We start from the raw sequence: 21,190 nt of genomic DNA, 5'->3' as shown, positions 1-21,190 counted from the left end.
ATCCAAGCGTTTCCATATTCCGCTTGGACAATATCATTGGTCATCCAACCTATGTAAAACCAATTGCCGATTTGGCTTTTCCAACGCATGAAAGGACACCTCAAGGTGCCTTTCCCCATTTCTTCGATACAGTTCATCGTTTATAGCCGATTGCCGTTGAAGTTCAGCTTCTCATCATGAATAATTAGATATTTCCTTTATCTTTATATTTATGAACTCATGCAGTTCCATTTATCATGCAAAGTCATCATGAAATGGCTTCTGTACAATGACGACCATGTCTTTTCGCTTATTCCTCACTTCCACCGATGAATGGTGTTGAAGGATCAAATATTCATTTATAAGCTTATCGAGTTGCTCGCTTTGGCGAAGAGTATACTCATGGCCTATCCCATACGCCTTTGCCAACTCCATCATTTCCCAACGTTTCATGCGAATCTCAGAACAAATTTCCATTGCACCCCTAGAATTCATAACTACATTCACTACTCCTGCCCTTTTAAAGTTACATCATAATAAAGAAGTATTACAAAATATGCCTTATATGTAAATAGATTCGCAAAAAAAGACAAAACTTCTTAAATTGCGCTAAAGCATGTCCCAGAAGCAGACAGAATATGACGGGAATTCTTATCGCTATCAACCTTGGAAAAACTCATCCCCTACATGGACCAGCTGTACAAGTCACTACTCCAAAGGCAAAAAAAAAAGGAATCCATTCATCGATTCCCCTTTTCAAGGATTGGATTTGATCATGATATACCTTACGATTCAGCAAGCCTTCTTCACGACTCCAACGGCAAATATATATGAAAGCTCGTCCCTTGATCCACTTGACTTTCGACATCTATATAACCTTTATGCTCTTCAATGATTTTATAGCTGACCATCAGTCCAAGCCCGGTTCCCCGATCCTTCGTCGTATAAAAAGGTTCACCCAACTTTTTCAGTTTTTCCGATGAAATGCCCATTCCCTGATCAGTAATGGAAATACAAACGTATTTCCCTGAGCATCGACTTGTTTTGATCCGAACAGATCCGCCATCCGGCATCACCTCCAAAGCATTTTTTATGATGTTAATGAAAACCTGCTTTAGCTGGTTCGCTTCACATAAAACGGGAAGCTCCACTTCTTCGAAGTACGTATCGAATTGAATATTGTCCAATAAAGCCTGAGCTGCAAGCAATTCGAGTGTTTCCTTTAAAATGGTATGCACATCTTGTTTAATGATTTTGAGCGCCTGCGGCTTAGCCAAAACTAGAAATTCCGTGATGATGGTTTCAATTCTCTTGATTTCGGAAGTAATGACATGAAAATATGTGGAGAAATCCCCTTCCACTCCATCCTCCAGCAACTGGATAAAACCTTTTAAAGCCGTCATTGGATTCCTGATTTCATGGGCAATCCCGGCCGCCAGTTCACCGACGACGTTCAACGTGTCCGACTTGCGGATTTGCTCTTGCATTTCCAGGTTTTTACTCACATCACGAAAAATACTTAAATTCAGGCTCGAATATACATTTTTCCTCGTTAAAAATTCAATATGTTTAACACGTCCATCCTCGAATTTTATCGGAATGATGGAGGAGAAAACCTCATGCTGGTATACATTCTCGATGTGTGCATTCAAGTCAGGGGCATTTCCTGGAACTTTCTCGATGAATTCTTTTACCGTAAAAGAAAGCAGCCTATCCTTCGATATTTCCAATATTTCCTGACCCGCTTCGTTAATGTCCTTGAATCCCTCATGATTCCACAAGATCAAGCCGTCCAATGTTCCCTCAAATATTTTCCTGAATTTCTTTTCACTATCCCTCAATTCCTTTTCAATCAGCCAGCGCTCACTGACATTGCGGAAAATCGTGACGTTGTACCCGTCACCCTCATGTTTTTTTGCCGTCAATTCAAGTAATTTAATTTGATCATTCGGCATTTTATAAAACAGCTCGCCCCTCACTTGCGTGTCCCTTTCAAACGTTTCCATCATCTGCCCGAAATGCTGATTGTTGCTGTAAACGTATTTCCAGATATAACTGCCAATCAAATCCTCCCTCGTCGATTCGAATATTTTGCAAGCGGAGTAATTGACTCGAAAAATGATTCCGTCATCATTCCAAAAAATGATTGCATCCATCGACTGGTCAAATAATTCGGCAAAAATCCGTTCGCTCGTCTCCAACCTTTTTTCGATAAGATTGGATTCTGTAAGTCTCCGAAGCACTGACATGTATAAGTCATTTCCTCCCATTGGACTTATCGAAAAGGTGAAATGGTAAGGTTCGTCCCTGATGATCATCTCTACCTCTCCCTTGAAGTTCGATACATCAAAGACTTTACGTATGCATTGATCCCAATAGCCCTTATAATCGGGGGAAATGAAATCCTGCATATTCTTTCCGACGATTTCCTTTTTCGGAATCCCCATTACCTGGATGAAGGCATGGTTCACTTCCATGATTATTCCCGAACTGTCAAACAGGACAATGCTCTCTATGGCAGTATCGAATATGTCCAAAAACATTTGCCTTGACATGCTTTTTTCCCGGGATGCGGACACATCCAAACTCACATCTTCCAGGCGATACATTTGCTCGCCTTCGGTAACGGCACCGACAGGTACGAATACAATTTGTTTAAGATCCCCTGTATGGAGCTGGATCATTTGCTTCTCCCTATCTCTCGGTTTTCCCCGTATGGCGGACTCTTCCTGATTATTCAAAGGGATGACGTCGAGAAAATCCGTCATCTTCATGGAGTAAAGCTTTCCTGCAGGGGTCTCCAGCAGGGCACAGGCGGCATCATTGACATATGTGAACCCTAGTTCTTCATCAATCCTGATATAAGGCTCCGGCATTGAGTTGAAAATGTTTTGAAAATCTTCAATCTGCATTTTCAATTTTTCAAGTTCCTGTTTATATTCCGTTTCATTTTTTAAACCGATATTCATGATCATCCACACCCCTTATCAAACCCTTACTTACCAACCTTTATTCGACACCCATTTTGAATTTCCTCGCTATTTTTTCGAAAATAATCGCAATTTTGAAATCCAGTATTTCCCTTCATGTCAAATTATCGTATGTTGAATCCGATAAAATTTAGCGTTAAGCTTAAATTAAGAATGAAATCATAAAATTAATTTAATAAATCATGATTCCCCACTACAAAATTAGGGTATAAAAATAACAATGCTTTCTAGCTACCTTAAAATTCTCTTAAATGGAGGCAACTATGAAACAACGCGATTTTTTCTTTGATAATGCCAAGTTCATTCTTATGGCATTTGTCGTTTTTGGACATTTGCTTAATACGTATATCCATGATAATGAAACGATTTACGCTTTATATAAAACCATTTATTCCTTTCACATGCCAGCCTTTATCCTAGTTTCGGGGTTCTTTGCAAAAGGCTTCTATCAAAAAGGATATTTAGCTAAAATTACGAAAAAATTGATTTTACCTTACGTCATCTTTCAATTAATATATGCCGTTTATTATTATTTCCTTTATCAAAGGTCTGCCCTCACTGTTGACTTGCTTGATCCGCAGTGGTCTCTTTGGTTCTTGATTAGTCTATTTTGCTGGAACATCATGCTGCTTGGATTTTCAAAGCTAAAACCATCAATAGGGATAGGTTTATCGATTATGATCGCCTTATTGATTGGTTATATGGACAATATCTCCAATTACCTTAGTCTCTCAAGGACTTTCGTTTTTTTCCCGATGTTCTTAATCGGCTATCATTTAAGTAAGGACCATCTAAAGAAATTATTTACACCAAAAGTTCGTTTCGCTTCCCTTGGTGTCATGTTAGTGATATTCATCGGCTTTTATTTAAATACCGATATCAATTATAAATGGCTGCTCGGTTCCAAGCCATATGCCGAGCTGGAAGATGCAACGATCGTGTCGATGTTCAAACGCCTTGGGTTTTACGGGTTAAGCCTCATTTCCGTGTTCAGCTTCTTATCCTTCATCCCGCGGGGACAGTATTTCTTTACCAATTGGGGTAAGCAAACTTTATATGTTTATCTGCTGCATGGATTCTTCATTCGATTCTTCCGTGAGAGTACGATACATGACTATTTCAGTAATACGGAAAGCTTCATCATGCTTGCCTGCCTATCATTCTTGATCACGGTCCTGTTATCAAGCGAGATGATCGCAACCATGGCCCAGCCAATCATAGAACTGAAGGCCACCAAAACAAAACGGTTCATGACGAGAACGAAAGAATATATAAAACAAGCTTTTTAAAAGAAAGCTGTTATGAATGCAGGTGAACTCGAGGATAATGAAGTTCACCTGCATTCTTTTGATACTCCCCTTTTCATTGCACACAATCCGGCACAAGCTTTTTAGCGGACGTTCCGGGCGCTTTCTCCCTAGCGCTTGGGAGATCCCCCCTATGTACGACATTCCCAAGTGGGAGTCTGACACCTTTCGTTTCAGTAATCTCGATAATAATGAAGCGGGCTTCCAACGTTCAGGTTGCGGAGTCCCTTTTCACTGATGGTTTATAAAATAATAATTCTGGTTATCCGTTTTTCAAATGGTGTAGGCTATGGTAGAATTACTCGTTAGTATTTACTGTCTTAATTAGAACATGAAAGGAGACAGGCGTTTCTTCATGATGAATATAATCATTAGTACCCTTAACGCAAAATATATCCATACATCGCTCTCGATACGATATTTAAAGGCGTATGCCCAGCCGGATTATGAGGTGCAGCTGGCGGAATATACGATAAAAGACCCGATCATGAACATTGTAGGTGACCTTCATTCCAAAAAACCTGATGTCGTCGGATTCAGCTGTTATATCTGGAATATCGAGGAAACGATGAAAGTCATAGCCATGCTTAAAAAAATCAATCCAGAATTAATCATCATTCTCGGGGGGCCTGAAGTTACATATGATGTTAACGATTGGCTTGACCAAATTCCCGGAGCTGATTTTATCGTAATGGGAGAAGGTGAGGTCACCTTCAAGTCCCTTTTATCTGAAATAGAAGGATCACAAGACTATAAGAGGATTGGCGGCATCGCCTATCGGGAGGACGGAAAAAAAATCATCCAGCCGCAGAACGGCAAGGTTGATCTCAAATCGCTTCCTACCCCCTATCGTTTGGAAGAAGACCGCCGTGATCTATCCAAGCGGGTCACCTATATCGAAACCAGCCGCGGCTGTCCGTTCAGCTGCCAATTTTGCCTTTCCTCCATCGAAGTGGGTGTCAGGTATTTTGACCGTGAAAAGATTAAGGAAGATATCAGGTACTTGATGAATAATGGGGCAAAGACCATTAAATTCGTTGATCGGACCTTTAATATCAGCCGAAGCTATGCGATGGATATGTTCCAATTCTTGATTGATGAACATCAGCCGGGAGTGGTGTTCCAGTTTGAAATCACTGCAGACATCATGCGTCCGGAGGTTATCCAGTTTTTGAACGACAAGGCTCCCGCAGGGCTGTTCCGCTTTGAAATCGGTGTACAATCAACAAACGACCATACGAATGATCTCGTCATGCGAAGACAAAACTTCGAAAAACTGACCAGGACCGTTACGATGGTGAAAGAAGGCAAGAAAATAGATCAGCACTTAGATTTGATTGCCGGTTTACCTGAAGAAGATTATCTAACCTTCAAAAAGACCTTCAATGATGTTTTCGCACTCAGACCAGAAGAGATGCAACTTGGCTTTTTGAAAATGCTCCGCGGGACTGGGTTGAGGATACGTGCCGATGAACATCGGTATATTTACAGTGAACATGCACCCTATGAAATTCTCGGGAATAATGTTTTGTCCTTTGATGATATCGTGCGGATCAAGCAAGTGGAGGATGTTCTTGAAAAGTACTGGAATGATCATAGGATGGATCATGCGACTGAATACCTGGTCAACACGGTCTTTCAATCACCCTTTGACTTTTTTCAGGCCTTCGGAACATTTTGGGATCAACAAGGGTGGTCCCGTATCGGACATCAATTGGAGGACTTATTCAAACGGCTGCTGCAGTTTCTGGCATTCCGTGAGCCGAGTCAGCTGGAAACTATTACAGGTCTCATGAAGTTGGATTATTTCAATAATCAAAAATTCAAGCCGCGTAAACCATGGTGGGAACCATCACTGGACAAACAAGGGCGGAAAGAGATTTATGATGCCATCTTATCCGAACCTGAGCTGCTTGGGGACAAATATTCAGCCTTGGGGCTTAATGAAAAGGAAATCCACAAACATACATTGCTTGAGGCCCTCCCTTTTGATTTGGGTATCTATTTAACTGAGGGAACCATCATCGAGAAGCCTTCGATCATGCTCACTTATTTCGATCCGGGCGGTAATGGCTCAAAGGTCTTCGCCATGCCCGATTCAGGAATTTCTGTATTGTAAGAACAAGGACGGATCCAAAATGGATCCGTCCCCTTTTTTTACTTATTATCCCGCTTTTTATTTTCTTTTGCCAATATTTCATAAATCTTGGTTGCGTTCATGTCACCGCTGAATTCCATTCCGAATTCTGTCCGTACATGTTCTCCGATCTGTTTTTCCGCTTGGGGCCGCTTGTCCTTATTCATTAACTTCTTCCTTTTCTGCCCTGCTTTGAATTGCGGTTGGCACCCTTCATTGGGTTTTCTTCTGCTGCAAACTCATTTGAGAAGTCATTTTCAGCTTGGTTTCTTTTTGGGGTTTTACTTGCTTTGACAGCTCCATCCACATTGGCTTTCCGTTTCATTTTCATCCATCCTTTTTCAATAAAGTTAACGGTTTATGATGGGGTAATTAGGACGGAAATTATTCAGGGATAATATAGGGACAGACGAGAAAAATAACCGTAAACAAAAAAGGGAGATAGGCTATGAAAAAGAACAAGAAAATGGATTCACCCATCATCGCGGATACACAGCCGCACCAAATCAACGCGCCAAGCTTTAAAGGAACGGGCATAAAACCACAAGCTCCATTTGTTAATGATTACGGCGTCGTGATCGGGGACAGTAAATATGCATCAGAAAACTCCCCCCTTGAAAATTGGAGTGAAGATACCGATCCCGAAATCATGGCTGGAGACGAATGGATCCATCCCACCAATGATATAGGCTGGAATACAGCGGAAAACCGTGAACTCTTAGAAGCAAAAAGAACGCCCCAGCCGCCCTTTTTGCATCCTGAAAAAGATGTCAGCGCCGAAACGGATTGAATTGCTCTTTGCTTTTAATCCTTTGGGAAAAAGGGGTGTACCACTCCTTCGGTGCACCCCTTTCCTTCATTTAACCTGCAAGATCAATTTCCCGGTCGTTTGACGGGTATTCATTTCTTCATGAACATTGGCTGCCTTTTCAAACGGATAGATTCCGCCGATCGTCAGTTTAAGCTCTCCTGATGCAACGTATGAAAAAAGGTCGTCGATGCTGGGCAAAAGCAAATCAGGATTTTTCATGATTTGGGGCAGGAAAAAGCCTACGACGGATTGATTGCGTCTCATTAATTGCTGCGGGTTCATCGTATAGCCCTCACGGCTGGCATTGCCAAATACAACAAGACGGCCGAATGGTGCCAGGCACTTCAACGTTTTATTGAATATGTCACCCCCAGCCATCTCCAGCGCCACGTCAACTCCCTTCCCTCCTGTGGCCTCGCGAACCTTCAATTCCCAGCCTTCCTCCGTGTAATCGATCAGTACATCAGCGCCCAGTTTTTTGGCCAATTCCAACTTTTCCTTCGTGCTGGCAGTTGCAATCACTTTAGCTGCACCGAATATTTTCGCAAGCTGGACCGCGATCGTTCCCACTCCACCTGCTGCGGCATGTACCAAGACCGTTTCTCCTTGCTGCAATCGTCCCATCGTCTTTAAAATATGATAAGCACTCAGCCCTTGAAGGGGCAATGCTGCAGCTTCATGAAAGGAAATGGCGTCTGGGATCGGAATGACAGAGTACTCGTCGGACAAGGCATTTTCGGAATACCCCCCCGATTCAATTAGGCTCACCACCCTTGTACCTGGTTTGATTTTGGTCACTTTCCCGCCAACCTCGACCACAACTCCAGCCACTTCCGCACCCGGGATGAACGGCAGCGGCGTTGGCACAACATATTGCCCTTCCCTTCTGGCTGTATCTGCATAATTGACGCCGACACAATCGATTTCAATCAACACCTCATGGCCAGTTGGGACCGGTCTTTCCGTATCTGTCATTTTTAATACATCCGGCCCGCCATATTCTTTAAATTGTATCGCTCTCATCATGGTCCCCCCTCAATTTCCTGTGAATTCCGGTTTTCTTTTCTCCTTGAAAGCAGTGACTCCCTCCAAGTGATCTTCCGTTGATGCCATCAACGTTTGGGTAATTCGCTCTTGCTCGAGCATTTCATCAAGCGTCGCCGTAAACGAATGGCTAACGAGCTTTTTCATCATTCCATAGGCTTTTGTCGGTCCATTGGCCAGCTTTTTCGCAAGCGTGAATGTTTCTTCCTCAAGTTGATCGAGTGGACATAGATAATTTATGATGCCTAACTGATATAAACGCTCAGCTGAAATCGGTTCAGCCGAGAAGAAGAGCTGCTTTGCAAGATGTGGTCCTACCAGCTTCGGTAAAAAGTACGAACCCCCTCCATCCGAAATCAAGCCAACCTGGGAAAAACTCATGGCAAATTGACTGTCTTCGGAGGCAATGATCAAATCACAGGCAAGGGCCAAATTAAAGCCGGCTCCTGCCGCGAACCCATGGACGGCAGCAATTACGGGAACCTCGGCAGCATCAAGAGCCAATATACAATCATTCATCCTCCCGACATGGTCATATAATTGGCCGGCAGAGGCCTTCCCCATCGATTTCACGTCGCCGCCAGCGGTAAAAGACCGTCCCGACCCTTTGATGACGACTGCCCTTATATGGGGCTTTTCTTTGATCTCCTTGATTTCCTTCGTCAGGGTGGAAATCATCTCCGGACTGAAGGCATTCAAACTTTCAGGTCGATTCAAAGTCAATATCAATACATTGCCTGTTACCTCTGTCAATAAATGGTCTTTTATCATTTTCCCATCTCCTTATTATTTGATTAGCCAGCCGCCGTCGACAAGAATGTCGGTCCCCGTCATATAGGAGGCCTCACTTGATGCAGCAAACGCGATGACGTTGCTAATTTCCTGAGCCTTCCCCACCCGTTCCAATACCGTGTTCCGCTGGATGGACTTCACGAATTTTTCATTTTGCAGTCCATCCTCCGTTAATGGTGTTTCTATGAATCCTGGCGAAACGGAATTGACCCGGATACCCGCAGGGGCCAGTTCCAATGCCAGAGATTTCGTTAAGCTGATGACCCCTGCTTTAGCTGAGCTGTAGTGGGGAATGACTGCTCCCGCCTGATGTCCCGATAAGGAAGCGACATTCACGATTGCCCGATTTACACGGTCTCCCACTTCTCCGCTCGCTCCTTCCACCATCAATTTCCCCAAATGCTTGGACACAAGGAATACACTTTTCAAGTTGACATCCTGAACCATGTCCCAATCATCCTCTGAGGTGTCCAAAAGCTTCGAGGACCTTGAACCGCCCGCATTATTGATTAAAATGTGAAGATCGCGATAATGTTCCTTCACATACATCGCAAGCTCCATGACATCTTCCTCGTCCGTCACATCTGCCGGGAAAATATCGGCGACCGGCCTGGTATGCCTGGCATTTATTTCAGCTGCCGCCTCCTTCAGCTTCGCTTTGGTCCGCCCGACCAGCAATACGCTTGCCCCTTCATCCGATAAGCGCTGGGCAGTAGCTTTCCCAATTCCGGAACCTGCTCCTGTCACCACCGCTATTGACTGTGAGAATTTCATCCCTTTCACCTCTTATCCGGATTTTGATGCTGCATTTCGAGCCTGCTTGATTCAGCTTCGATTCTTCCATCCACCATTTCGGGAACAAGATCGATCGAGCCTTTATTCGCAGCCAATTTCAAATCGTCGATCAAGCTGTGCCTGTCGAACAGCTGTCCGACATATGATGATTGCAGGATATCGAAAGCATTTTCGATATTCGTGCGATAGAGCGCGTTTGCAGCCTTTGCGGCATCATTGAGGATGAATCTCTCCCGTGAGCCAAGCATCAGGCAATCGATCAAATGTCCTGCCCCGTAAAAATCCTCCAGGCTGAATTCACCTGAGTTTCCGGAACACACGATGATGATCGTTTCGGACTGATGCTGTCGTTTTATTTTTTCTGCAACAGACGGGTTATTCAACAAAGAAGCGATATACACCTTTTTGGCAGCGGCAGAATTTCTCAAAGCAACCGTTCCGTTGGTTGTGGACAGGATGAGCGTCTTATCGCGTACCATCTTCTTCAACAGCGTCGGACTTGGATAGATCAAATCATCAACAGGCGCCGCATTAAGCTCTCCTGCCAATACATACTCACCCTGTTCCTCCTCCTTGCTGATTAACAAGCCCTCAGTAGGGTCCATGACAGGTATCACCCGGCGAGCTCCGCTATGAAGCGCCGAAATGATCGTGGTGGTCGCTAACAGCACATCGAGGACGACCGCCACTTTCTCTCCTTCGGAAAGCTTATCCCTCCGGATCTCTTCTTTTTTTAAAAGTAAATGAATGTTTTGTACATGCCCCATGCCTTTAAACTTCCTTCGCTGCAACATTGGCTGCATGGGTAACCAAGCTTTTTACCGTTTTTCCAAGTTGGGAAAAGCGGGGATCATTCGTCTGCCCTTTTTTATACCTGGAATAGATTTGCTGAAGGATGACGGCCAATTTAAAATAACCAAAGGTAACATAAAAATCGATATTGGATACATCCCTGCCGCTTCTGCTTGCATACGTCTCGATAAATTCCTCTCGCGTCAAAAAACCGTTTAAAGTGGTGATTGAAGCATGTCCAAGGCCAAGTTTGATCAATTCGGGGTCATCGCTTTCCATCCAATAGCTTAAGGCCACTCCTAGATCGGCGAGCGGATCGCCAACGGTCGCCATCTCCCAATCGAATAACCCCACCATTTCCGTAAGGTCTTGATTGAACCTGGCATTGTTGATCTTATAGTCATAATGGATGATCGAAGTCTGGCTATATTGTGGGATATTCTGCTGTAAATAAGTAAGGAGCGGCATCAATTCTTTGATTTCATCCGTCTTTGCCCTCTCATATCGCGAAATCCACCCGTGTACCTGCCTCTTGATGAATCCATCTGGTCTGGAGATTTCCACTAATCCCGTTTTCTCATATGGAATCGCGTGAAGATCGGCGAGCCGATTGACCATGACATGAGAAAGGCTGCGGCATCGCTCCACCGTAGGAACGATGCCTTCGGGAAATGCACCATCTATGACCAGTCCATGTTTCCTTTCCATTAAGAAAAAGGGGGCTCCCACAATCGATTCATCATCCGAAAACAAGATAGGCTCGGGGGCCGATTGGAAATAGGGATGGATGGAAGAAAGGATATGATGTTCACGCTTCATATCGTGTGCCTTGGGAGCGACAGGACCAAGCGGCGGTCTTCTCAGGACAGCCTCCCACTCCCCCATTTTCAATTGATAGGTCAAGTTTGAATAGCCGGTTGAAAATTGTTGAAGGTTTAACGGCTCAATGGGAAGATCCTTGACATTTTTCCTGAGAAAATTTTCTAAAACGTCAATATTTAGCTCCTCCCCGGGCCGAACTGGAATCGTATCGTCCACCATATATGCTTCAATCCTTTCTACTTATTTCAAGCTAATGAAGTACAATCTCCGAGATGAGCTTCTCTTTCATCTTTTCAGGTATCGGTTCACTTTTTTGAGTGGCAAAATTATAACAGACCAAAACCGCATGCCCCTCGGCAATGATCTCTCCCGTTTGGGAACAAAGGATTTCGTGGATCATATCACAGCTTTTTGTGCCTACCTTTGTCAATGAAGTCTTTATCGTCAACAGTTGATTGAAGTAACCTTGACCAATAAAATTACAGTTTGTCGAGGCTAATAAAAAATTCCATGGTTGAGCATCCATTGCAAGACCGAGAGCTTCAAAGAACTTCATGCGTGCTTCTTCGAGATAGATGAAATAACTGGTGTTATTGATAGGACCAAAGGCATCCGTTTCGGAAAAACGGACGTTCACTCTGAATTCATGCATAAGACCCCTCCTTGATTAACGGTGTACGAAAGACGGTTTACGCTTATTCAGGAAAGCGGAAACACCCTCTTTTACATCTTCGGTTTGAAAGATTTCCACGAATAAATTCGTTTCTAGCTCCAGTCCTTCTTCAAGTGTCGCTTCACTTCCATCATTGATCGCCTTCTTGATTCTCGAAAGCGCCTGCAGGGAGTGCCTGGTTATCCTTGAGGCCAGCATTTTCGCCTCGGCCAAACCGCTGCCCTTTCCGACGACTTTATTGACGAGCCCAATCTTTTCCGCTTCTTTGGCATCAAGAGGATCACCGGTAAAAATGATTTCCTTTGCTTTTGCATTTCCAACAAGCCGGGACAGGCGTTGTGTCCCGCCGCCCCCAGGAAATAAGCCTAATTTAACCTCGGGAAGGCCGATTTGGACTTGAGCCTCTGCAATGCGCAAGTCACAGGCCAAAGCGAGTTCGCATCCTCCTCCTAAAGTGAGGCCGTTCAATACAGCTATCGTCGGTTTAGGGAACTGGTCAACCATCGTCAATACAGCATGCCCTTCCTTTACCGTTTCCTTCATATTCGGATTTCCCATCAGGTTAGGGAATTCCTTTATATCGGCACCGGCTGCAAACGCCATATCCCCAGCGCCCGTTATGAGGACGGCTACCGTTTCATTGTCGCGGGAAAGTTCCGTGAAGGTCTCTCCCAATTCTTTGAATACGTGTTTGCTAATGACGTTTAACGGTGGATTATCAATGGTGATGATTGCAAGCTTGTTTTCCTTTTCCACTTTAATGAACCTTGTCATCAATGCTTCACCCCTTGATTTGGATATTCATACCAGCCCTTACCCGATTTCCTTCCTAAATGGCCCTGCTTCACCTTTTCTTCGATACTCGCATTCGGCTTGTCCTCAGGATTTCCCGTTTCATTGTATCGCTGCTGCATGACAAAATAGCCTACATCAATTCCCGATAAATCCATCAGTTCAAACGGTCCGATGGGATGGCTTAGCGCTTTTCGGCAAATTAAATCGATATCCTTATAGTCGACAATTCCTTCTTCATACAAATATAAAGCTTCACGCTGAAGGGCACCCAAAATCCGATTGGCTACGAATCCCGATATTTCTTTCCTTAATAACACGCCGGTCCTATTCATTCTCTGTGTGACTTTCATCGCTTGCTTTGCTGTTTCTTCAGATGTTTGATCGCTCATGACCACTTCAACACAATCCATTACTAGAGGCGGGAAAAAGAAATGCATATTGATGAACTTGTCCGGACGTGTTGTCACGCTTGCAAGCAAGCTATTGACAATCGTTGAACTATTGGTGGCGAAAATGGTTTCAGCAGGTGCCAACTTGTCCAGTTTTGCGAAAACATCCTGCTTCACATCAAGTTTTTCTACAACCGCTTCAATGATCAAATCAGCTCCTTCGGCCGCCTTCTCCAAGTCGGAAGTGTATTGAAGTCGGCTAAAAGCCGCCAATTTCCGATCTTCTGACAATTTACCTTTTTGGACCCATTTGGTCATGATCGCTTCCAATTTCCCCTTGGCTTCATTCAATGCTTGTTCCTGGACATCCTGAAGAATCGTCTCATATCCTCCCAAAGCGGCAAGCATCGCGATTTGATGCCCCATCTGGCCGGCTCCGATAACGGTTATCGATTGAATTTGCTCGTTTGTCATGTTTCAATCTCCCTTCTAACTAGTCAGTATGTAGCCCATATATCATGCTTCAATTCCATGTAGAATCATCCCCATGAAAATGTCTGCCACTTCCCGCTCATTTTTTTCACCCTCTGGGTCGAACCAATGATAGCTCCAATTAGCCACCCCCAAAATGGCAAAGGAGATGATGGAGGCATCGAGATTGGCACGCAATTCACCACTCTCGATGCCACAAATCAGCACCTGCTCGATTTTGCTGCGAAATTCATCTCGTTTTGGGAGGATTTGTGCCAATTTTTCATTACTTAGATTTTTCATTTCCCGAAAAAAGACCGTTGCGCTCGACTTTTTCGTTTTAATGCTTTTTAAAAGCATATGAACGATATCGAAAAGGATATCCTTGCAGGTTTTCCCTGGAGTCGAAATGATTTTTGCTTGCTCATTAAGCAATTCATCTATATACGCTAGATGAATATCCATCAGCAATTGCTCTTTGCTCGTGAAATAATAATAAAATGTACCTTTCGTAACGCCAATCGATTCGACGATATCCGTAATCGACGTTTCACTGAAGCCCTTTTTTTCGAATAAGCGTATGCTATGTTCAGTCATTTTTTCCTTCATGTATGCATCCTCGCAATCTGTTAAAATTTCAGTGAATCGATATCATACGCTGTCGTACTCTTGAACCCTATAATTTATTGGATAGTTCTTCCCTTAAAGCCCGCCTCAATATCTTTCCGACATTCGTTTTTGGCAACTCTTCACGAAATTCAACGAAATGCGGAACCTTATAGGCAGCCAGGTTTGCACGGCAGTAATCGATGATTTCCTGTTCACTTGCCATTTTCCCATCTTTCAGTACAAGCACTGCTTTTACCGACTCTCCTCTGTAGGCATCCGGAACTCCGATGACCACCGCTTCCCGCACAGCAGGATGTTCATAGAGTACTTCTTCCACATCACGCGGGTAAATGTTATAGCCGCTTGCAATGATCAAGTCCTTCTTCCTATCGACGATATAAAGGTATCCTTCTTCATCAACCTTGGCGATATCCCCGGTATATAGCCAGCCGTCCCTAAGGGTGACTGCCGTTTCCTCTGGCATATTCCAATACCCTTTCATCACTTGGGGACCTTTGACGACCAATTCACCCAATTCACCTGGTGCCACTTCTTTTGTTCCATCACCTAGATCCATGACTTTATATTCCGTCGAAGGGACGCCGATCCCGACACTTCCCGGCTTCCTTTCGGCAAATGCCGGGTTGCAATGCGTTGTTGGCGAAGCTTCCGTAAGCCCATAGCCTTCCAAGATCTTCGCACCCGATTTCCGTTCAAACTCTCGTAAAAGCTCTACCGGCATTGGTGCACTTCCGCTGTTACAGAGTTTAATCGAGTCCATCCCATACTCTTCGGCCTTTGGATGGTTCGTCAGTGCTACATACATGGTCGGAACTCCGGGAAAAGTCGTCGGCTGCTCACGTTTGATCGTTTCAAGCACTTCATCTATTTCGAATCGTGGCAGCATGATTGAATCACCGGCGATAAATACGGATAAATTCATGGCGGATGTCATTCCAAAAACATGGAAAAGCGGGATGATCGATAGCGTTCTTTGAGAACCGATATTTAATTCATGCTTGAAGAATTCGTAGCACTGAACGACGTTTGCAAGAATATTGCGGTGAGTCAGCATGGCCCCTTTCGAACGTCCCGTCGTCCCTCCTGTATATTGAAGAACGGCGATATCATGTTCCGGATCGATGGATACAGGATTGATGTTGCCGTCTCCTCCCTCCATGAATTCATCAAATGAAGTATCAGGCGAGAAAACGGCCTTCGATGGCTGCAGGCTCACTGCCATGATATTTTTCAGGTTCGTATGATGCTGCACACTCTTCACTTTCGGATATAATCCATCCAATACGACGATCGTTTCGGCTCCGGAGTCCTGCAAGATATGCCGCAATTCCCTTTCAACAAGCATGGGATTGATTTGGGTGATGATCGCACCAGCGGTCAAGGATCCATAATATGCAATCACATATTGCGGACAGTTAGGCAGCATGATAGCGACACGATCGCCCTTTTGAATCCCTTTTTTTTGAAGGGCTGAGGCAAAGGCCTGCGACGCAAGAAAAAGTTCCTGATATGTGATTTTTTGATTATAAAAAGTGATGGCTGTATTGGTTGGATAGGATTGACATGCATTTTGAAGAATTCTTTGCATCGGGAAATCAGGCACCTTTATTTCCTTTGAAATTGAATCGGGATACACGGATAGCCACTTTTTACCATTAGTCATTACATTCCCTCCAGCCATTTATTTACTAGTCCTTACATTGCATGTGAACCCCCATCGACAACCAGGATGTTTCCTGTTACATAATCTGAAGCCTTTGAAGCCAGGAAAACGGCAGCACCTTTTAAATCATCATCACTGCCTAATCTTTTGAGCGGGGTGGAATCCAAGATGGGATTCTCTCCTTGCGCCAGCACCCCTTTCGTCATTTTCGTCGGAAAGAATCCAGGTGCGATTGCATTGACATGAATATTGTGCTGGCCCCATTTTACGGCTAGATCCTTCGTTAATGTAATGACCGCCCCTTTGCTCGTATTGTATCCGACCGTATCGAGCACCCGTGGGTCCGTCCCCCCTAATCCAGCAACGGAAGCGATGTTGATGATTTTTCCATATCCCTGCTCAATCATGATCCTCGCTGCAGTCTGGCTCATGATGAAGGTTCCGGTTACATTGACATTCATTACTTTATGCCAGGCTTCAAGTGGCATATCGATTGCTGGCGCGCCCCAGGAGGCGCCGCTATTGTTGACGAGAATATCAATGGAGCCGAATTCACGAAACGTTTCATTAACCACTTCCTGTACATCTGAAGGATTGGTGATATCGCACTTGAAGGAAAGCGCCCTGACTCCAAGCCCTTCGATTTTCAAAGCCACTTCATCGCATGCCAGCTTGTTCCTGGAACAAAGGACGACATTAGCCCCCGCTTCGGCAAAACCGGTCGCTATTTGTTCACCTAGCCCCCTGCCGCCGCCGGTTATGATTGCCGTTTTTCCAGTCAGATCGAATAGGTCCTTCACGTTCATATTTTCACCTCATGCTTTTGTTGATATTTCCGAAGCTCGATTTTTGCCACTTGTGATCGGTGCACTTCATCGGGCCCATCAGCAAGCCTCAGCGTCCGGGCATTGGCCCAATGTGCGGCAAAAGGGAAATCATCGGAAATTCCTGCAGCGCCAAAGCCTTGGATGGCCCGGTCAAGCACCTTCAATGCCATATTCGGCGCAACCACTTTTATCATCGCAATTTCCGCCTTCGCCTCCTTGTTCCCTACCGTATCCATCATATAAGCTGCCTTTAATGTCAACAGCCTGGCCTGCTCGATTTCAATCCGTGAATCGGCGACCCACTCCATGATCACGCCTTGTCTCGCTAAAGGCTTCCCAAACGCGACACGACCTTGAATACGCTTACATAATTCTTCAAGCGCCCTTTCAGCCGCGCCGATCAGCCTCATGCAATGATGGATTCTTCCAGGACCCAATCTACCTTGGGCTATTGCAAACCCCTTGCCCTCACCCCATAAAATATTCGCTGCCGGGACCCTTACATTGTCGAAATTGATCTCGGCATGTCCATGAGGAGCATGGTCATAGCCGAATACAGGAAGCATTCTTTCGATTTTGACGCCCGGTGTATCAAGCGGCACAAGAATCATGGACTGTTGCTCATGCCTCGATGCTTCAGGATTTGTCTTCCCCATAACGATGGCTATCTTGCATCGTGGATCTCCTGCCCCTGAAGACCACCATTTCCGGCCGTTTATGACATACTCATTACCGGACTTTTCGATCCTGCACTCAATATTGGTGGCATCGGAGGAGGCTACATCAGGCTCCGTCATCGAGAAGCATGAGCGGATATCCCCTGCAAGCAACGGCTTCAGCCAACGTTCCTTATGCTCGTCGGAGCCGTACCTCACCAAAACTTCCATATTGCCTGTATCAGGTGCATTACAGTTGAAGATTTCAGGACCTATCATCGACCTTCCCATGATCTCGCAAAGCGGTGCATATTCCAGATTCGTTAAACCTGCGCCATAACTGCTATCGGGTAAAAATAAATTCCATAACCCTTCTTCCTTTGCTTTCGCCGTCAATTCGGCTAAGATCGGCGGTATATCGCTCCAACGGCTTTTCTGCTTCTCGAGCTGTTTCTGGTATACAGCTTCATTGGGATAGACGTACCTTTCCATGAATTCAGTTAACTTGGTTTCCAGAGCTTTCACCTTTTGAGTATGTTCGAAGTTCAAATTGACTTCCTCCTCCTCTACCAACTGACCGGTTAGTATGTTTTCACCTTTACAGTATATACATAATTTTCCGATTTTTTCAACAATTAAATCACTTATTTTCTTGTCCTTCCTTCGCCCCCACTTTCTCCTCCTTTTCGCTGCCGTTTCTCTCGTTTTCTTGAACGGCAGGGAATACACAGACGATTTTCGTTCCTTTTTTCAACTCACTTGTTATGAAAACCTTTCCGCCATGCTTTTCGATGATCTTGAAACAAACGGAAAGTCCCAATCCTGTTCCAGATGATTTTGTCGTAAAAAATGGTTCTCCCACTTTCTGAAGGGAATTTTCCGGGATGCCCTCCCCCTCATCCAAAATGCTTACAAACACTTCCCCGTTTTTTTCATAAATGCTCAAAAAAATATTTCCGCCATTCGGCATTGATTCTATCGAATTTTTAATGATATTGATTAATACTTGCTTGATTTGATTTTCATCAAAGCGCATGAAAATCGGTTCTGCATCATAATTTTTTTGAATTTGTATATTGTTCAATACGGCATTTGTCTCAAGCAAGGTTACGACATGATTGCAGCTTTTTTTCAAATCCTTCTCAAGAAAAACTGCACCGCTCGGTTTGGAAAGCAGCAGGAGTTCATTCAAGACTTGTTCGATTCGATTTATTTCCGAAAAAATAATGTCATAATACTCCTGTTTATCCGCCCCTCCATCCCTGATCAACTTGACGAATCCCAATATCGCCGTCATCGGGTTTCTTACCTCATGCGCTATTCCTGCGGCAAGTTGGGCAGCTGTGGATAGCTTGCTTGATGTGATTGCCAAATGTTCGTTCAGGTTTACTAGTTCTTCTTCTGCATGCTTACGTTCATTGATTTCGGATAATATCCCTGCAGTCCCGATGAATTTCCCCGTTTCATCGTATATCAGTTTAACAAATGCTTCGACCCAACTGCTTCCCTTTTTGCCATCGCGTAACTTAATGTCAACGCGAAAATATTTATTTCCTTGATGAAAGGATTCCGCAAACGCCTTCAATACGTCTTGATATGAAGCATTATCCATATGTTTTGAAAAATGCAGCCCGAGTGATTCATTAACGGTTGCACCGCTCATCGACTTCCAGGCCGGGTTTAAGTACAGCCACTTCCCTTTATGATCCGTTTGGAAAATGACCTCATTGAAGCTATTGATCAATTCCTTGGAGTACTTGGAGAAAATGCGATATCGTCCTTCGCTATCCTGCAATAGTGAGATGGTCCTCCGTTTATCATCATAAATCGCACCCAAACACCAGGCCAAGGCTAAGACGACAAATAAATAAATTCCCAGTAACGCAGGGAATCCGCCTTCCTTGAGGACGGTCGATGCCAAAATTGGCGAAATCAATAAGATGAACAGTGCAGGAACCATGATTCTTCCAGTATATTTCTTTATTTCCTCCACCTCCTTTACATGACTCCTATTAATGGCATTTGCTCTACCTTAACGCGAAGCATATTGGACAACTATATTTAAATGCGAAATAACTCTCTTGTAGGTAAATTTCAACATTTTATCATTGATTCCTGCCACCAACACAAAAAACCTTTCCTGATAGGAAAGGTTCACGGTCGGCCATTGTTTTAACCAATGATGACACGTTCTTTTGGATAATGATAAATTTCCCTGATTTCTTTGTGACCTATGATATAAAGCAAGGAGGTTATCCCGACACGGCCAATAAACATGATGATCATGATGACAATCTTACCTGTATGGCTAAGATCTGGAGTGATGCCCATCGAAAGACCAACAGACCCGAAAGCAGAGCATACTTCGAAGATGATTTGGGTCAAAGTGAAGTTCTCGGTAATCGTCAAAATGAAGATCGCTATTATGCATAGAAGTGAACCCATGATCATAACGGCTGTTGCCTTCCGGATATCATCTGGATGTATCTCCCGCTTGAATACTTTAATGGAGCGCCTTCCCCGCATGAAATTCCACAAGAAAAGAATCATGATGGCCAGGGTTGTCGTGCGGATACCCCCTCCGACTGAACTTGGGGAGGCTCCAATGAACATCAGGATGCTCATCAATAACAGGGTCGGCTCCGAAAAGTCGCTCACATTCATGGTTGTTAAACCGCCGCTCCGTGTATTGGAAGACATGAATAAAGAATAGAAGAACGATTCATGCCAATTCTTGTCTTTAAAGAATCCGTTCACTTCCAGGAGGAAGATCATGATCGTGCCGCCAATGATGAGCGAAAAGAATGTGACGGATGTCAATTTCGTGAATAAGGAAAAATGAAACTTATAAGTACGGGCACCATTGGATAAAAATTCTTTCAACTCAATCAAGACTGGAAATCCGATGGCTCCAAGGGTAAGCAGGATTATCGTGATGAACTGAACAAAATAGTCCCCTTTAAAAGGAATCATCGAGATGCCGGTTATGTCAAAACCAGCGTTCGTGGTGGAACTGATTGCCAAGAACAGCCCATTGATAAAAGCTTCTTTCCAGTTTGGGTAATAATTTAAAAAATAAACCCCTAAAACCAGTGCGCCAATCATTTCAATTACAACAAATATCTGAATGATTTGGATCAATAATTTCACAAGGCCTGAAAGATTCGATTGATTTTGATCCGTCATGATCAATTGCCTTTCCTTCAAACCGATCTTTTTTCCTAGGATCAGCCAAAAAAACGTTCCGAGCGTCATGATGCCAATTCCGCCGAATTGGAGAACGAACATCAGGATGAAGTAGCCAGCTTCACTGAACACATCAGGTGTACTGACCACCGTCAAGCCAGTTACACTGACCGCACTGACGGCCGTAAATAGTGCGTCCATGAATTCCCACTCAACACCAGGCTTAAGGGCAACCGGCAGACTAAGAAGGATTGTTGAAATGCTGACAGCTAAAAAATAATAACCGACAATAAGCTGAGCAGGTGTTAACTTTGATAATATTTTTTTTATAGCAACCATTAAGCGTTTCCTTTCTTACTCCTTTATAACTAGATGGACCACAAACCCATTAATAATATAGTTTACCCTTTTTTCATTCTTTTTTCCATTCT

The 21,190-nt window shown here is 44.1% G+C and carries 21 protein-coding genes; 3 read left to right on the top strand and 18 right to left on the bottom strand.

Annotation, left to right across the window (positions count from 1 at the left end):
• Window positions 1-234: 234 nt before the first annotated feature.
• Complete coding sequence (locus MHI53_RS07215) at window positions 235-474, bottom strand: aspartyl-phosphate phosphatase Spo0E family protein (protein ID WP_061144153.1); 240 nt, start codon at window positions 472-474, stop codon at window positions 235-237.
• Window positions 475-785: 311 nt separating this feature from the next.
• Entirely contained in the window at window positions 786-2,948 is a 2,163-nt protein-coding gene (locus MHI53_RS07210) for a PAS domain S-box protein (protein WP_340373126.1), read from the bottom strand.
• A 284-nt stretch (window positions 2,949-3,232) separates the two neighbouring features.
• On the opposite strand from MHI53_RS07210, the gene MHI53_RS07205 reads away from it, so the two are divergent.
• Window positions 3,233-4,258: an acyltransferase family protein gene (locus MHI53_RS07205; RefSeq protein ID WP_061144155.1), complete on the top strand. Its 1,026-nt coding sequence runs from the start codon at window positions 3,233-3,235 to the stop codon at window positions 4,256-4,258.
• Between the two features lie 376 nt (window positions 4,259-4,634).
• On the top strand, window positions 4,635-6,395 hold the full coding sequence (locus MHI53_RS07200; RefSeq protein ID WP_340373125.1) for a B12-binding domain-containing radical SAM protein: 1,761 nt from the start codon (window positions 4,635-4,637) through the stop codon (window positions 6,393-6,395).
• Between the two features lie 38 nt (window positions 6,396-6,433).
• Here the strand turns inward: MHI53_RS07200 and MHI53_RS07195 are convergent, their stop codons facing one another.
• Window positions 6,434-6,580 carry a hypothetical protein gene (locus MHI53_RS07195; protein WP_185113159.1) on the bottom strand — a complete coding sequence of 49 codons (147 nt, stop codon included), beginning with the start codon at window positions 6,578-6,580 and terminating at the stop codon, window positions 6,434-6,436.
• A complete protein-coding gene (locus MHI53_RS07190; protein ID WP_061144505.1) occupies window positions 6,580-6,738 on the bottom strand; it encodes a hypothetical protein in 159 nt (52 codons plus the stop codon). Before MHI53_RS07190 ends, MHI53_RS07195 begins: the two co-directional genes overlap by 1 nt.
• 123 nt (window positions 6,739-6,861) lie before the next feature.
• On the opposite strand from MHI53_RS07190, the gene MHI53_RS07185 reads away from it, so the two are divergent.
• Complete coding sequence (locus MHI53_RS07185) at window positions 6,862-7,203, top strand: DUF3905 domain-containing protein (RefSeq protein WP_061144504.1); 342 nt, start codon at window positions 6,862-6,864, stop codon at window positions 7,201-7,203.
• 66 nt (window positions 7,204-7,269) lie between these two features.
• Here MHI53_RS07185 and MHI53_RS07180 read toward each other — a convergent pair whose 3' ends face one another.
• From MHI53_RS07180 to MHI53_RS07115, 14 genes are all read right to left on the bottom strand, one after another.
• Complete coding sequence (locus MHI53_RS07180; RefSeq protein WP_340373124.1) at window positions 7,270-8,247, bottom strand: NADPH:quinone oxidoreductase family protein; 978 nt, start codon at window positions 8,245-8,247, stop codon at window positions 7,270-7,272.
• Window positions 8,248-8,259: 12 nt separating this feature from the next.
• The gene (locus MHI53_RS07175; protein WP_340373123.1) at window positions 8,260-9,039 is read right to left on the bottom strand and encodes an enoyl-CoA hydratase; all 780 of its coding nucleotides are present in this window, start codon (window positions 9,037-9,039) and stop codon (window positions 8,260-8,262) included.
• 15 nt (window positions 9,040-9,054) lie between these two features.
• Window positions 9,055-9,834 (bottom strand): SDR family oxidoreductase, encoded by a 780-nt coding sequence (locus MHI53_RS07170; RefSeq protein ID WP_340373122.1) that lies wholly within the window; start codon window positions 9,832-9,834, stop codon window positions 9,055-9,057.
• 5 nt (window positions 9,835-9,839) lie between these two features.
• Entirely contained in the window at window positions 9,840-10,622 is a 783-nt protein-coding gene (locus MHI53_RS07165) for a 2-phosphosulfolactate phosphatase (protein ID WP_340373121.1), read from the bottom strand.
• A 4-nt stretch (window positions 10,623-10,626) separates the two neighbouring features.
• On the bottom strand, window positions 10,627-11,688 hold the full coding sequence (locus MHI53_RS07160; RefSeq protein ID WP_061144499.1) for a phosphotransferase family protein: 1,062 nt from the start codon (window positions 11,686-11,688) through the stop codon (window positions 10,627-10,629).
• A gap of 31 nt (window positions 11,689-11,719) precedes the next feature.
• A complete protein-coding gene (locus MHI53_RS07155) occupies window positions 11,720-12,121 on the bottom strand; it encodes a thioesterase family protein (protein ID WP_061144498.1) in 402 nt (133 codons plus the stop codon).
• A 15-nt stretch (window positions 12,122-12,136) separates the two neighbouring features.
• On the bottom strand, window positions 12,137-12,916 hold the full coding sequence (locus MHI53_RS07150; RefSeq protein ID WP_185113158.1) for an enoyl-CoA hydratase: 780 nt from the start codon (window positions 12,914-12,916) through the stop codon (window positions 12,137-12,139).
• Window positions 12,916-13,800: a 3-hydroxyacyl-CoA dehydrogenase family protein gene (locus MHI53_RS07145; RefSeq protein WP_061144496.1), complete on the bottom strand. Its 885-nt coding sequence runs from the start codon at window positions 13,798-13,800 to the stop codon at window positions 12,916-12,918. The genes MHI53_RS07150 and MHI53_RS07145 overlap by 1 nt, the downstream gene beginning before the upstream one ends.
• A gap of 42 nt (window positions 13,801-13,842) precedes the next feature.
• Window positions 13,843-14,406, bottom strand: coding sequence for a TetR/AcrR family transcriptional regulator (locus tag MHI53_RS07140; protein ID WP_061144495.1), 564 nt, complete (start codon window positions 14,404-14,406; stop codon window positions 13,843-13,845).
• 67 nt (window positions 14,407-14,473) lie between these two features.
• Window positions 14,474-16,090 (bottom strand): long-chain fatty acid--CoA ligase, encoded by a 1,617-nt coding sequence (locus tag MHI53_RS07135; RefSeq protein ID WP_061144494.1) that lies wholly within the window; start codon window positions 16,088-16,090, stop codon window positions 14,474-14,476.
• A gap of 32 nt (window positions 16,091-16,122) precedes the next feature.
• Window positions 16,123-16,896, bottom strand: a complete 774-nt coding sequence (locus MHI53_RS07130) for an SDR family oxidoreductase (protein ID WP_061144493.1) — start codon at window positions 16,894-16,896, stop codon at window positions 16,123-16,125.
• Entirely contained in the window at window positions 16,893-18,122 is a 1,230-nt protein-coding gene (locus MHI53_RS07125) for an acyl-CoA dehydrogenase (RefSeq protein ID WP_340373120.1), read from the bottom strand. Before MHI53_RS07125 ends, MHI53_RS07130 begins: the two co-directional genes overlap by 4 nt.
• A gap of 91 nt (window positions 18,123-18,213) precedes the next feature.
• On the bottom strand, window positions 18,214-19,566 hold the full coding sequence (locus tag MHI53_RS07120; protein WP_340373119.1) for an ATP-binding protein: 1,353 nt from the start codon (window positions 19,564-19,566) through the stop codon (window positions 18,214-18,216).
• 179 nt (window positions 19,567-19,745) lie between these two features.
• The gene (locus tag MHI53_RS07115; protein WP_061144490.1) at window positions 19,746-21,098 is read right to left on the bottom strand and encodes a TrkH family potassium uptake protein; all 1,353 of its coding nucleotides are present in this window, start codon (window positions 21,096-21,098) and stop codon (window positions 19,746-19,748) included.
• Window positions 21,099-21,190: the final 92 nt, after the last annotated feature.

Source organism: Peribacillus sp. FSL E2-0218, assembly GCF_037992945.1.
Taxonomy (GTDB): domain Bacteria; phylum Bacillota; class Bacilli; order Bacillales; family DSM-1321; genus Peribacillus; species Peribacillus simplex_B.
Note: the sequence above shows the minus strand (reverse complement) of the source record. Positions and strands in the feature narration are given on the sequence as shown.